We start from the raw sequence: 15154 nt of genomic DNA, 5'->3' as shown, positions 1-15154 counted from the left end.
AAGATGTACATGGGGCGAATATTTTGTGATGAAATTGAGGTGTTGGACTGGTCTGAAGATATTCAAACTAACCTTGATAATACGGTTCAAATTTATCGAGCATCAGTGCTTGATGATAGAGAAAATATAGCATCTTGTATTGAGCGTTTGTCTTCTAAAGAAATTATGAGATCTAGACGGTACAGAAATAAAGGTGATAGTGACCGATTTATTATTGGTCGAGCAATGGTGAAACATATGGCAGCTACTATTCTAAACAAGGATTTTGAATCGTTGGAAATTCTTTATACAGAAACTAATAAGCCTATAATTGATCAAGAGATTCAATTTAATTTATCCCATTCTGGTGATTATGTAGTCTTGGCAATCTGTAAGGAATGTGATATAGGCATAGATATAGAATACTGTGACGCTGATTTTAAGTTTCAGCCAATATTAGATTATTGTATGAGCAAGGGAGAGCAAATAAGAATATTTGAAAATAAAAAACCATTAGATACTTTTCTTAAGTATTGGACAAGGAAGGAAGCTATTTTGAAAGGTACTGGAATAGGTCTTTTAGAGAAGTTGAATACATTCTCCTGCTTGAATGGAGATAATTTTGTCCCAGGTATTTTAACGGGTATTGTGTCAGAGTGGATGATTAGATCTTTTTATATAGATGAGAATTATATTGTGAGTTTGGCTCACGACTCTAATTTAAATAAATTAAATTTTTGTGAATTTAAACTTTAAAAACATGAAACATTCAAATAAAATAAACTTTGTGTTAAACCAGTCATCACATGTTATGATAATTTTGGCGGTTATACTATTGACTTCATGTTCAAAAAGAAATTTGACCTATTTCAATGATATAAGCACTTCAAAAGATTATACCATAACTGATGACAGGTTTACAGCACCAAAAATTATCCCTGGAGATCTTCTTCAAATAACGGTAAATACCATAAACCCTGAATCTAACTTGCTCTTTAATTATGGTGTAGTCCGGGATAAGTCAGAGGATGCTAGTCCAGATTCAAATGGTTCTAAAATTGACAGCTATTTGGTAGATCCTGATGGGAATATTGACTTTCCGATTCTTAATAAGGTAAAAATAGCGGGTCTCGATAGAGAAGAGGCTAAAGAGTTATTGAAGAGTCAATTATCTTCATTAGTTGTAGATCCAAAAGTGGAGGTTCGTTTTCTGAACTTTCGAATTACAGTAATAGGGGAGGTCACTAATCCTTCAACCTTTATTGTCCCCAATGAGCGGATTACGATTCTGGAAGCCTTGGGACTTGCTGGTGATATGACTGTTTTTGGTCTTCGAGATAATGTATTGCTTATCCGTGAAACGACAAGGGGGAAGACTATACATAGATTTGATATGGGGAAAAAAGAACTGTTAAGTTCTCCATATTATTACTTGAAGCAAAATGATGTAATTTATGTGGAAGCTGATAAGAATAAACTTGTTCAAGCGGATGTAAATCCAAACACTTTGGCAATTGTATCAATCGTGTCTTCCATTGCTGTCGCTTTTATTTTTAGTTTTAATAATTTATTTAGATAATATGAAACTTTCAGAAATACTTGTAGATGACTCATCAAAGACGAGTTATAAAAAGGAGGATATTAAGGATCATATAAATTCCTATCTTAAATTCTGGCCTTTATTTATTGGTTCTTTTCTTCTAATATTTAGTCTTGTTTCGTTATATCTGTATTATGCTATCCCATATTATTCAGTTAATAGCAGTGTAATGCTAAAAGATAATGCTAGAGGTGCTGCATTCGTGGATAATCCAGTATTAATGGATATGAAGGAATATCAGACCTCAAATATTGTTGATAATGAGGTAGATGTTCTTCAATCTTCAATTCTAGTAAAAAAGGTAGCGAATGATCTAAAGCTTTATAACAATTACTTTTATCTTACAGGTTTAAATAAGTTAATTCCTGTTTTTGAACAAGACCTTCCTTTTCAAATTGAAACTATTGAAATTTATCCTGTTATAGATGGGGAAGAGCCCGAAATGCTAATTAAGGAATTCGATGGTAATTTTATAATTGCTGAAATTGACAATGAGTTAATAAAGATCCCTCTTTCCACTCTTGTTAATACTAAATATGCAAAATTTAAAATAAGTCTTGCTATTTCTTCTAATGATTTTGATAAGGAAGTATTAGTGAAATTTCGTACTCCTGATCAAATTGCATCAATAATTTCCAGTCAATTAGATGTAGAAACAAAAGATAAAAACTCTAGTATTATTTATCTTTCTTTATTAGAAACAGTTCCTCAGAGAGGAGTCTTGATTCTGAATGAGTTGATAGATGAATATAATTTACAATCTTCTGATGAGAAGAAAGAGGTGGCAATTAAATCATTTGATTTTATCAATAGTCAAATTGACTTAGTTCTTGGTGAATTAAATTCTATGGAACAACAGGTAGAATCTTTTAAAAACACAAGAAATGTAGTTGATATACAGACAGATTCTAAATTTTACCAAGAAAATTTTCTTATAAATAATAAGGAGATAGCTGAGGTTCAAAATCAAATTGATATTAGTAATTCTATCCAAGAATTTATCACAAATAATCCAAATGGGGATATTACTGGACTAAGCTCATTAATAAAGTCTGATTCATATTTGTTTTCTCTAATGCAAGAATACAATTCCTTAGTAAATGAGAAATCAAGATTAGATCAATCTGTTCTAGAGGGAAGTCCTCTTATCGTTAATTTAAACAGAAGACGTGAATCTTCAAGAAAAAGCATCTTAAGTCATATTGAAAATAACAATAAGGCACTAAATATTACTTTAAGAAATTTGAATGCTAAAAATGCTCAATTTCAAAGTAAATCCAGTTCTTCACCTCGTGTAGAAAGGCAGTATGAAGAAATCACAAGGGATTTGGGAATAAAGAAGGAGCATTATCTCTATCTTTTACAGAAGAAGGAAGAAACTGCTTTGTTTATAGCTTCTGTTCCTGCAAATCATGCAAAAAGCATTGATTTGGCTTCTTTTAGTCTAATCCCATTTAAGCCTAATCCACCTTTAATTTATTTAGTTAGTGCATTCTTTGCTTTCGTTATTCCATTTGCTTACGCGTACAGTAAAAATTTGCTTGATAACAAGGTTTCCAATTTAGCAGACATAAAAGCTGTTACTGAAGCAGAAGTTTTGGGTGAGTTGTCCTACGATGGTAATAGCAAGCTGTTTGCGATTGATCAAATAAACAAGACTCCAATTTCTGAACAGTTTCGTTTAATAAGATCCAATTTTAATTTTCTTGGAGATTCCGATTCTTCAAAATCCATACTAGTTACCTCTTCTATTTCAGGAGAAGGTAAGACCTTCTTTGCTTTGAATTTTGCAAAATCGCTATCAATGATAGGGAAGAAGGTCGCTGTACTTGAATATGATCTTCGAAAGGAAGGTCTAAATGGTGTTTTTGGATTAGAATCTAATCTAGGTATATCAGATTACCTTAGTTCCTCAAATTTTACAATTGATAGATTAATTCAATCAGGTGAGGATGTAAATGGGATTACCTTTTTTCAAATGGGGAATGTCCCCGATAATCCTGCAGAATTGATGTACTCCAAAAAGAATTTTTCATTGATTTCTAAATTAAAAGAGAAATATGATTTTGTGATTATTGATACTGCTCCAATTGGCCAGGTTTCAGATGCCTTTTCGTTAGCCGCTTTCGTTGATTACACAATCTTTATGGTTAGATATGACTATAGCTCCAAAAAGAATATTCATTTTTTTGAGGATATAATCAAATCCAAGAAGTTGGTCAATCCATTAATAGTTTTGAATGGATCAAAGACCAGTATTAAAAATACTTATGGTCATTACAATTATAACTAAATAAGGTTTAAAAAAAATTATTTTTATGCAAATAGCACTTAACATATTGAATTTTTTTAAAGATGGTGACAGTCGTACTGTTGCAGTTAAAAAAAATGTGGCCGGAAATTTCTTGATCAAGGCTTTTAGTATGCTAGTATCTTTTATTATTGTACCTATTACTATAAATTATATCAATCCTACGCAATATGGTATTTGGTTGACACTTACGTCTATGATAAGTTGGGTTTCACTTCTAGATGTAGGTCTTACACAAGGATTAAGAAATAAATTTGCTGAAGCAAAGGCAAAGGGTGATGATGTTCTTGCTAAAATATATGTAAGCACAACCTATTTCTACATTGCAATTTTATTTATAGCAGTTTGGTTTTTGTTTTTTATTGTTAATAACTTCATTGACTGGAGCACTTTGATCAATATTCCTATTACTCTAAATAATGAGGTGAAGATGCTTGCTTTTATTATTATCACCTATTTTTGTCTTCAGTTCATTTTCCAAATTATTAAAACTATAATAATAGCTGATCAGAAACCTGCAATGGCATCTCTCATTGATTTCATTGGTCAAGTCGTTTCACTTTTAATTATCTATATTTTTACTCTGGTGACGGAGGGATCATTAATTTTATTAGGCCTAGCGATTGGTGTTTTTCCTGTCCTGTTTCTCGTTATTGCCAATATATATTTCTTTTCTGGGGATTATAATACTTATAAGCCGGAACTCAAATTTGTTAAAAAGGAATATCGTAATGAATTAATGGGGCTAGGTTTGAAGTTTTTTGTTCTACAACTTGCCGGAATGATTCAATATAGTTCTTCGCTTTTTTTAATTGCTAGATATTTTGACACCTCTGAAGTTACCTCGTATAATATTGCTTTTAAATATTTTATGACTCTTCAAGGAATCTTTTTAATATTCTTGGCTCCACTGTGGAGTAGCTCAACGGATGCCTATTTTAAGGGTGATTATAAATGGATCATTAGTACAGTGAAGAATTATCTATTTATTCTTTTGCCTTTTTTAGGTATGGGTGTTATCATGCTGATATTTGCAAATCAGTTTTATGACTTTTGGTTAGGAAAAGATGTTGTTGAAATTAGTTATAAGGTTTCCCTTTATTCATTTATATTTTTTGCATCCGGGATGTTTGCAAGTATTTTTGTTAATGTCATAAATGGTATTGGAGCGCTTAAGGTCCAATTCTATTCTTCTATAATTACTTCTGTAGGGTTTATTTTATTAGCTCTTTTCTTTATTTTAATTTTGAATCTTCCAGTTTGGTCAATCATTTTAGCTTCTATAATTTCAAATGTATATGGTTATTTGATAGCTCCCATTCAATTATATCAGATTCTCATAGTTCGAAAGTTAAATAGTATTTGGTTTAAATAAAAAATTTATGAATAAGGTATCAATTTATGGCGGATTAGGTAATCAAATGTTTCAATTTGCTCTTGCCATTGTTTTAGATGTTGAAGGAATTCCTACTAAAATCAGTATTCGAAATTTCTTTGTTTACAATCATCATCAAGGATTTGAATTATCCAAAGTATTTTCTGTGCCCTTACGCCCCATTGATAAGATTAAAATTTCTTTCTTAGAGTGGGGAGCTCCTTTTTGGAAGCTTAAAATTGTGAGATGGCTCATGAATAAAGTGATTGTATTATATGATAAGTCTGACAATCCTAAATTCTTTGAAAAACAAGAATTCATTTATAATTCTTCAGTTTTTAACCAAAAGAATTCAATGATTATAGGTACATGGCAATCTGAAGGATATTTAAAAAATCATCAAAACCTGATTAGAGAAGTATTCAATTTTAATAAACCGAAAGATTATAAAAACTCCATTCTATCAAAAGAGATTTGCAATTCCAATTCTGTCGCTGTTCATGTAAGAAGGGGAGATTACACTAGTCAAGAATGGAAATCTTCCCATATGGTTATAACCGATAATAAGTATTATAAAGATTCTATTTCAAAACTTCGTTCAGAACTAGATAATCCTATTTTCTATTTTTTTTCCGATGATATTTCATGGGTTAAGAAGAATTTCAAAGGAGATGATTTTGTTTTTGTTTCTCATAATAAAAACGGAAATAGTTATATAGATATGTACCTGATGAGTCTTTGTAAGCATTTTATTATTGCAAATAGCACTTTTAGCTGGTGGGCTGCCTGGCTTTCTAATAATCCGGATAAATTGGTGATTATGCCAGAGCCTTGGTTGAAGAATATTCAAACTCCAGGGATTTATCCCGAATCATGGTTACCTGTTTCTGTTGATTTAGTACAAGTAAGTGCCTAATTATGAATACTCTAAATATTCTTCATTTACAATATTCTTCCAAGTCTGCTGGTTCTTGTGCTATCAGACTTAGTAGGGGATTTGCACATTATTCGAATCATAATTCGCATGTTCTTTCTCTTGCAAATGAAGATAATCCGCTTGAGGATGTTACTTATCTACCAAAGCAGGCAAGATTGCGCTCTAAAGTGAATAATAAATTAGAGTCTCTCTATCTAAAATATAATAAAAATAAGCATGGACTTTTTTCAAACCCCTTATTCGGCTATCCAATTAGTAAACATGAGTTGGTAAGAAATTCGGATGTCATTTATATCCATTGGGTCATGATGGGATTTTTTAGTCTCAACTCCTTCAAGGCATTATTCTCTTTAAATAAAAAGATAATTATATTTATGCATGATATGTGGTATATGACCGGAGGATGTCATTATGCGATTGACTGTTCATCTTTTGAAGGTTCTTGTTCTAAGTGCCCAATTTTTCCAAATAATAAAAATATTGCACTTAATCAATTCCTTTTGAAAAAATCAATTTTTTCAAAATATTCTAATGTTTATTTTGTTAGTCCAAGCAATTGGTTAAAGAGGTTAGGCAAGGAATCTGCTTTGTTATCTTCAAAGCAAATTCATTTTATTCCTAATTATTTTAAATCGGATATCTTCAAACCTAAGGATAAGAATCTTATTAGGAGAAATCTTGGGTTACCTTTAAATAAATCTATTATTTGTTTTGGGGCAGTTTCTATTAATAGCCCTTATAAAGGTTGGGCATATTTGAAAAGTGCTTTAGAATGCCTCAATAATTTGTATAATCCTGACCAGTTGGAAATCTTGGTTTTTGGAGAGGTAGATAAGGAGTTGATTAATAAGGATATTCAATTTAAAGTGAATTGTTTAGGTTATTTAGATGATCAAAATGATATATCTAATGCTTATAATGCTTCAGATGTTTTTGTTTTGCCTAGTACTATGGATAACCAACCTACCACTGTAATTGAAAGCTTGAATTGTGGAGTTCCAGTTGTAGTATTTGATCTTGGCGGCGGACCTGAAATGATTGACCATAAAAAAAATGGTTATATCGCAAAACCATATGATTCTATAGATTTGGCTAAGGGCATTAATTATTGTCTCACTACTTCATTGGACGTGTATTTAAAAAAAGATTATCATCCTAACCGAGTGATGGAAAAGCATGAATATTTATTAAAATCTATTCATTATGGAAACACTTACTAAATCCTCGATTTCTCCTTCATTTTTAGTGATACCTGAGATCATGGTTTCAAGGCAATCCTATGTAAACGGGATAAAACTATTTCTCATGGGCGTTTTAGGTTTGAGCTTAGGTTATGTCTTGTCTACGACCACTTTATCCTTAACATTTCTTTATCAAGGTCTTCAATTAATTTCATTTTTTCTTATTTTTTATGCTTTGATTAATTTAATTAAAATTCGTGTTACCTATTCATATTTTAATTTCATAGTATCTATTTATTTACTTTGGCAAATTTTGATTCTTGTCAGAGGAGACTATACCGACTTAACTTATTTTGGTGTAAAGCAACTTCTTTTTAATCTCAATTATGGAGCCTTGGTTTTATTTGTTCCATTTATAGCCTTTTTGCCTTTAAAGATTATAGTCCTTAAAAAACTATTTTATGTAATAGGTATTATGTCATTTATTTTTCTATTTCTCGCTTTCTTTAATTTACCAGTTTTGTTAAATCCTGATTTATTAGATTTAGATAGTATGGGTATGATTGAGACCTATGCAAAATATTTAGCACTACCAATTGGGATTTTGGCTATTAATTTTGATTTGCTAGAAAGACGTTATAAGATTTTAGTAGTTATAACTTCATTATCCATTTTATTATTAGCAATATTTAGAGCAAGGAGAGGTTTGATTTTTATTGAATTGTCTATTATTACCGTTTCTCTATTGGTTCATTATTATAAATCACATAAAAAAATGAGTATATTTTTGTTTTTAGTTTATTTTCTTTTCCTTTCTATTACTTACTTTTCTTCAAAAACTGATTTTTTTCAGCTTTCTTTTTTAAATAATATTTCAGAAAAGGGTTTGCAAAATACGCGAAATTATGTTGAATCTTGCTTTTTTAATGATATGACGTTTATCGATTATGTAGTTGGTAAGGGATATAATTCCGGATATCGATGTCCCGGTATTGATGATTCCATTTTTAAAGACGGAATTCGTACTGTGATAGAGACTGATTATTTGCAGCTTATAATGATTGGAGGGATAGTTAATTTAGTTTTGCTTTTGCTATGTATTATTCCGGCTCTTTATTTGGGTTTGTTTAAATCTAATAATATAATGGTCAAGTCTTTGGTATTGTGGATAGTTATCTGGCTAATTTCACTTTACCCAGCTAATGTATATAGTTTAAATCTTTATCATATTTCTATTTGGATTTGTGTAGGCTTCTGTTATTCTAAGTCATTTAGAGAATTATCGCAAGAGGATATTCGTATTTACTTCCTTAAAGAAATTGATCCAAATAAAATTATAACCTAAAGTGAAAAAGCCTAAAATTCTCATATTTGGACAATCTTTCAACTCTAATACAGGAGGAGGTATTACTTTAAGTAATCTTTTCAGTGATTGGAAAAATGAAGATCTAGCTGTTCTGTGCACTTCTCATGCGTTGGGTAATATCTCGGAAGATATATGTGACAATTACTATTTCATCGGTTCTGAGGAAAATAATTGGAGTTTCCCTTTTAAGTATCTTCAAAAAAGCAGTCCTTCCGGTAATTTACCTTTTTCTAAATTAACAGGTCATAAAACCTTTTTCCCAAAACCTGGAATCAGGAGTAAAATTGTAAATAATATCTTTTATCCATTTTTGCAATGGTCAGGACTAGTTCATGTTATTTCCCAAATGAGTCTTACAACTAATTTGATTAATTGGGTTGAAAGCTTTAAGCCTGATGTCCTATATATTCAAGTGTCCACACGCGAATCTCTTAGGTTTAGTCATTTGCTTTCTGACCGATTGAAAATCCCTTTTGTTGTACATCAGATGGATGATTGGATGGCTTCAATTGGATACAATGGTTTTATGGGGAATTTCTGGAAGAAAAAAATTGAGAAGGAATTTAAAGATTTAATTCAACAAGCAGACTGCTGTATGAGCATTAGTGACTTGATGGGGAAAGATTATGAGAGGCGATTTGGGAAGGAATTTGTCACATTTCATAATCCAGTAAACCTTGACAAATGGCTTCCCGATCAAAATAAAAAGAGGATTGCTAGCAAAGAGATTACTATTCTTTACGCCGGCCGTACAGGTTTTGGAATTGGGACCTCTTTGAAATCTTTTGCTGCCGCCGTCGAGAAGTATAATGTTACGAGTGAAATAGATGTCAATTTCTACATTCAAACATTCCAGGAAATTTCTTGGGTTCGTGCATTCAATCATACATTTTATAAGGGATTGATTCCTTATGATCAACTGCCAAACCTTTTTCAAAATGTGGATCTTTTGCTTCTTCCTTGTGATTTTTCTGCTAAAGCGATCCGATTTCTTAGATTATCTATGCCAACAAAAGCTCCTGAATATATGATTTCTGGTACTCCAATATTAGTATTGGCTCCTAAGGAAACTGCGATATTCCAGTATAGTAAAGATTTCAGATGGGCATTCACTTCTGAAAGTGATGAGGTGGATCACCTTGTTAATCTCTTAAAATTGAATTTGAATAATGAAGTTGAAAAACTTAAAATAACTGAAAAAGCTAAGAATCTAGCCATAGAAAGACATTCAGGGCCTGTGGTTAGGGCAAATTTTCTAAATGAATTTGTGAAGATTTTAGGTAAAAGCAACCAATACAAAGCGAATGATGTGAAACTTAAATCTATAATTTGATGCATATTTTGATTTTTGGTATCCCCCTATATGAAGGTATGGCGGGTTCAGTAAGAGTAAGAAATTTGATTTTACCAATTTCACAAAAAATTGGTGGGAACATAAGTAATGTATATTTTTCACTTCAAGCTGAAAATTGTGGTATTCCTGAAAGTAATCAAGCTTTAGAAATCAAATTAAATTTTATGAGTTTTAATTCTATTTTTAATTATTTAAAGTCTTCCTTTCACTTTATCACTAGTCATTTTTCGAAAAATGAAGAAAATATTTTCTACCTGTATGAAACTCCAGATTTGAAAACCATTTTTCCATTGATTTATGCAAAAATTATAGGTTATAAAATTGTAGTAGACATTGTAGAAGATAATTCACTCGCCGAAAGTATTGGTGGGTTTGTTAATCGGGTCAGGATAAAAAGCGGGGCTTTTTTTTTAAGGAATATTCAATTCATGATTGATCTTAACTTGGTTATTTCTTCCCAGTTAAAGGAGCTTATAATATCTGTCAACAAAGATCTTAGCAAGATTTTATACATCCCAGTGACAATGGATATTGGCAAATATCCAATGAAAAACCAACCAACAAAATTCGCAAATAGAATATTCTACGGTGGGTCCTTTGGAAAGAAGGATGGACTTGAATCCTTGGTCATAGCTTTTGAAAAAGTATGTGAATCCTATCCTGAGGTAAAATTGATTTTGACTGGAAAAGGTGAAAATAAGGCTGATTTTGAACACATCATGGATCTAATTCAAAATTCAGTTTATAATTCTAGAATAGAATACAAGGGGTTTCTTTCTTCGGCCGAATATCATGAAACACTGAATAGCTGTGATATTTTTTGTGTCATTCGAAATAATTCAGATGCCGCAAATACTGGGTTTCCCTCAAAACTCGCTGAATTTCTTGCCACTGGAAAAGCTGTAATAGTATCTAGAGTCGGAGATGTGCCCACCTTTCTCAAGGATAAAGTAAATGCACTTTTGATCCAACCAGGTTCAATCCAAGAATTGGTCATGTCGATTAAATTTCTTTTAGATAACCCACATAAAATTGATCAAATAGGCGAGAAAGGCCGAGAAGTGGCTCTTAAGTCTTTTAACAATCTGGTAGAAAGTGAAAAACTCTACCGAAAACTTTTAACACTATAATTCCCCATTTTATGAAATCTGTCGCCGTTCTTTTAACTAATTCTTTTAAATCTTCTTACGGAGGGATTGGTCCATTTGTGAAAAACCTTGATGCTAAATTGGCCAAGCACTACAATTTGACCTATTTTTCTCTTCCAGATATCTTTGAGCAAATAACTTGGATACCTCATCGACTTGCTTACATTTTTTATCTATTTCTTAAGTTTTCTAGGCTTCGAAAATTTGATTTTATACTATCTCATACACCGGAAGGATCGTATGTAATCTCTTTGCTAGGTCTTCCATTTGCACACGTATTTCATGGGAATGGAAATCCGGTCTCGAATTCGCGTTTCTGGTTTGGAAAATATTTTACCTCAACTTTTGAGTCTATTCAAAATAGGATAAAGCAATATTCATCAATCTCATATACTGTAGGAGAGAAGATGATTGGCTCAAAAAAATTAGTTAACCCAATCTCTCATCATGTAACAGTTAAAGATTATGCTAGTAGGTCCGGATTTATTTTTGCCGGAAGATTAGAGAATGGGAAGCGAATTGACAAAATCATCCGGATATATTCAGAACTTCCGTTTCATATTCGTGAATCCAATTCGCTTTATATTGCTGGAAAAGGTTTTTTAAAAGAAAATTTAGAAAAACTAGCCAATACTATTGGAATCGGTGATCAGGTAGTTTTTTTAGGAAATCTTGAAAATCATGAGTTGATCGATGTCATTTCAAAAAGGAAAATACTGCTAATGGCTTCTGAAAATGAAGGCTTTCCCATGGCAATTGCTGAAGCACTTTCGGTAGGAGTGCCAATTGTATCTACAGCTGTTGGGGATATTCCAACTTTTTTAGTTCCTCATAAAAATGGAGAGTTAGTCCAAAGGAATTTGAATTTAGAAGAATATATAGCTGCGATAAATCGTATTCTTAGTCATTATCCTAAGTACGCTGAAGCTGCTTTTGAATCGAGTAAAGTTTTTGACTCTAATAAAGTCGCAGAATCATTGGTGAATGATCTTAATGAATTAATGTCACAAACTAAACTGGTAGCGGTTTGAAGACAATTTGTTTGGATCTAACGAATATAATTCCCGGAGTCGGAGGAGTAGGAGGTGGGATAGCTACTTATGGTAAGAGTTTGGTAGTTGGATTAGATGGACTGTTAACTGAAAAACCTGATTTGTTAGCTCAATACAACCTTATTGTTCTTTTAAATGAGCGGAATAATCAAAACTTCCAATTCGAAAATGTCAAATTCTATAATTTTAAAGTAAATAACCAAAGCCTTCTCTCTCGAATGATTTGGCTTCATCTTCGACTTCCAAATTTTTTAAAGAAATCAAAAGTAGATTTACTTCACCGTGTAGTTAGCGAGTTATCTTTTAAAAAGGTGTGTAAAACAGTAGTGACCATTCATGATTTTATGTTTGATTTCTATTTAAAGGAATCTAATTATTCAAAATATTTAAAATTTAAGGAAGTAGTCAAGTTTCAAATACTCAATAAATTGCTTTACAGAAGTTTAATAGTTGGAGATAATCTTCTAGTAACTTCTAAAGCTGTAAAAGATGAGATTTTACGAAAAGTTGCAATAGATGCTGCAAAAATCAAAGTGATTCCGTTGGCTTACGAGAATAACTCTGTTAAATCAAATTTTTTAGAAAAGCCAGAAAATCAATCAAATGAAAAGTTTAAGTTTGGAGTAGTTGCAGCTTTTCATCCTCATAAGGGGCATTTAAAAGTATTGAAGCTTGCAAAAAAAATGATTGAAATCGGTTACGGTGATCAAATCCATTTCTATTTTCGTGGTAGCCCGATATATGAAAATTACTACTTGGAGGTGCAGGAACTGATCAAAGATTTGGAATTGGAGGACCATGTTACTTTTGAGCAATACGACCCTAATATTACCTTGAACGATATTTATAATAAATATACTGCTACCATTTTACTTTCTGATTATGAAGGATTTGGACTTCCGGTGATCGAAGCCCAAGCTTTTCAAAAACCGGTGATTTGTTCTGGTCTTCCAGTTTTTAAAGAGATTTTGGGTGATTCTGCTATATTTCTTTCTCAATCAGTGAGCGAGGAGGAGATTCATTTACTTTTCGAAAAATTAAATGACAATATATTTATACAGAATTTATTAGTAAAAGGAAATGAAAATGCCCAAAGATTCAGCTGGAAACATACTTGCGAACAAGTTTTAGCTAGTTACATAGGTCTTTTAGAAATGGAAAGTTGATTTATGAATACCTGATACTATTTCCATCTAGGCGATTTTTATTTCTTAGGTTAGTGTGATTACTTTTCTCAAGATTTTTTTACCCCTGATTATTTCGAATAGAATCTGATTTAAAAAAAGAAAAGCCCGGAATTAACTCAATTGAGCTATTTCCGGGTTTTTGCAAGGTGGTTTAGATTTTAACTAGAAGTACTAATAGAAAACCAAAATATGATTTCAGTACTCCTTATTATCAATCTATCTTTTTATGATTCTTTTTGTCCCAAAGGTCTTATGATCTCCCATAATTCGGATGAAATATATCCCTGCAGGATAAGAGCCTAATTCAATACTAATCTTCTCTTTGTCGGTATTTGATTGGATGGAATTTAAAGTTATTCCATTAATATCAAACAATTGAATTTCAACAGGTTGATTTCTGGGTAGTTCATCCATATAAACGTTTAGAATATCATCAGTCGGATTAGGGCCGATGGCAAATCTAAACTGTTCTTTGGGTTGAACTTCTTTAGAAGGTTTCTGGATACTAATCTCCGTCGAGGCATAAGATTCAGTGAATATATTTACTATTATAGTTTCAGATTCAATCAGATTTCCGTATTTAAAAGCTTTGGCGATTAACTTTCGCTGACCTTCTTTGAGATCTGATATTTCGAACTTAAATGGTTCCTTTCTTGACACTTCAATTTGAGTTTCATCGAGGTATAGGATTACACTATCAATTTTTACATCACCTTCAGTTTTCACAACCTCTATTCGTATTGTGTCAGTTGACTTGAATACTTGATTGTTTACAGGATTAATGATTTTTATCTTACCCCCTCTTAAAGGTGAAGTTTTCACTTTGATATTTATCCTTGCAGACTCTGCACTCAGTCCCTCGTTATCGAAGATTTTCGCTTTGAGTACGTGATTTCCAACCGGAGCATTTTTCCAAATGACCTCGTAAGGTGCAGTGTTGACAATCCCAATCATCTGCTCTCCGTAGAAGAATTCTACTTTTTGGATTGCATTTTCCGGATCAGAAGCATTGGTTCGGATCAGGATATCCTCTCCAAAAGCAAAGGACTGATCCTGAATTGGATTAATGATGCTAACCGATGGAGCTTGATTGGCAGGAGACTCATCAATCACAGAAATGTTGATTCTGTCAGACTCGGCAGTCAGACCTTCGATGTCGAAGATTTTAGCTTTCAACACATGATTTCCAACCGGAGCATTATTCCAAGTTACCTCGTAAGGAGGAGTTTCCACGGTACCAATCATCTGCTCACCAATGTAGAATTCTACTTTTTGGATTTTATTTTCCGGATCAAAAGCATTGGTTTGGATCAGAATTTTCTGTCCAAAAGTAAAGGACTGATTCTGGATTGGATTCGTGATGGAAATTGAAGGAGCCTGATTGACCGCAACTTCTTCAATTACTGAAATGTCGATTCTGCTTGATTCAGCAGTCATACCTTCGTTGTCGAAGATTTTAGCTTTGAGAATATGATTTCCGACAGGTGCATTTTTCCAAGAGATTTCAAAAGGAGCACTGGTAACGATACCAACCATCTGCTCACCGTAGAAGAATTCCACTTTTTGGATTGCATTTTCAGGATCAGAAGCATTGGTTTGGATCAAGATCTCCTGTCCAAAAGTGATGGATTGATTTTGAATAGGATTAGTAATGCTAACCGATG

General features: G+C 32.2%; 12 protein-coding genes. 11 read left to right on the top strand and 1 reads right to left on the bottom strand.

The features are described 5' to 3' along the window. The first annotated feature begins 9 nt into the window (after window positions 1-9). The 11 genes from Q0L29_RS07170 (at window position 10) to Q0L29_RS07120 (ending at window position 13469) form a co-directional block, all read left to right on the top strand. A complete protein-coding gene (locus Q0L29_RS07170) occupies window positions 10-735 on the top strand; it encodes a 4'-phosphopantetheinyl transferase superfamily protein (RefSeq protein WP_296620323.1) in 726 nt (241 codons plus the stop codon). A gap of 4 nt (window positions 736-739) precedes the next feature. Further along, a complete protein-coding gene (locus Q0L29_RS07165; protein WP_296620322.1) occupies window positions 740-1558 on the top strand; it encodes a polysaccharide biosynthesis/export family protein in 819 nt (272 codons plus the stop codon). Window position 1559: 1 nt separating this feature from the next. Beyond that, window positions 1560-3872 (top strand): polysaccharide biosynthesis tyrosine autokinase, encoded by a 2313-nt coding sequence (locus Q0L29_RS07160; RefSeq protein WP_296620319.1) that lies wholly within the window; start codon window positions 1560-1562, stop codon window positions 3870-3872. Window positions 3873-3918: 46 nt separating this feature from the next. After that, window positions 3919-5265 carry an oligosaccharide flippase family protein gene (locus Q0L29_RS07155; RefSeq protein ID WP_296620317.1) on the top strand — a complete coding sequence of 449 codons (1347 nt, stop codon included), beginning with the start codon at window positions 3919-3921 and terminating at the stop codon, window positions 5263-5265. Window positions 5266-5272: 7 nt separating this feature from the next. Next, window positions 5273-6181, top strand: a complete 909-nt coding sequence (locus Q0L29_RS07150) for an alpha-1,2-fucosyltransferase (RefSeq protein ID WP_296620315.1) — start codon at window positions 5273-5275, stop codon at window positions 6179-6181. A 2-nt stretch (window positions 6182-6183) separates the two neighbouring features. After that, window positions 6184-7422 (top strand): glycosyltransferase, encoded by a 1239-nt coding sequence (locus Q0L29_RS07145; protein ID WP_296620313.1) that lies wholly within the window; start codon window positions 6184-6186, stop codon window positions 7420-7422. A gap of 85 nt (window positions 7423-7507) precedes the next feature. Next, window positions 7508-8728, top strand: a complete 1221-nt coding sequence (locus tag Q0L29_RS07140; protein WP_296620311.1) for a hypothetical protein — start codon at window positions 7508-7510, stop codon at window positions 8726-8728. Window position 8729: 1 nt separating this feature from the next. Further along, window positions 8730-10082, top strand: a complete 1353-nt coding sequence (locus tag Q0L29_RS07135; RefSeq protein ID WP_296620310.1) for a hypothetical protein — start codon at window positions 8730-8732, stop codon at window positions 10080-10082. Beyond that, the gene (locus tag Q0L29_RS07130) at window positions 10082-11233 is read left to right on the top strand and encodes a glycosyltransferase (RefSeq protein WP_296620308.1); all 1152 of its coding nucleotides are present in this window, start codon (window positions 10082-10084) and stop codon (window positions 11231-11233) included. Before Q0L29_RS07135 ends, Q0L29_RS07130 begins: the two co-directional genes overlap by 1 nt. An 11-nt stretch (window positions 11234-11244) precedes the next feature. After that, the gene (locus Q0L29_RS07125) at window positions 11245-12282 is read left to right on the top strand and encodes a glycosyltransferase family 4 protein (RefSeq protein WP_296620306.1); all 1038 of its coding nucleotides are present in this window, start codon (window positions 11245-11247) and stop codon (window positions 12280-12282) included. Further along, window positions 12279-13469: a glycosyltransferase family 1 protein gene (locus tag Q0L29_RS07120; RefSeq protein ID WP_296620304.1), complete on the top strand. Its 1191-nt coding sequence runs from the start codon at window positions 12279-12281 to the stop codon at window positions 13467-13469. Before Q0L29_RS07125 ends, Q0L29_RS07120 begins: the two co-directional genes overlap by 4 nt. Before the next feature lie 237 nt (window positions 13470-13706). Here the strand turns inward: Q0L29_RS07120 and Q0L29_RS07115 are convergent. Then, window positions 13707-15154: Ig-like domain-containing protein (locus Q0L29_RS07115; RefSeq protein ID WP_296620302.1), on the bottom strand; the 1448-nt coding region annotated here is incomplete at its 5' end.

The sequence above is a fragment of the Marivirga sp. genome, assembly GCF_024636815.1.
Taxonomy (GTDB): domain Bacteria; phylum Bacteroidota; class Bacteroidia; order Cytophagales; family Cyclobacteriaceae; genus Marivirga.
Note: the sequence above shows the minus strand (reverse complement) of the source record. Positions and strands in the feature narration are given on the sequence as shown.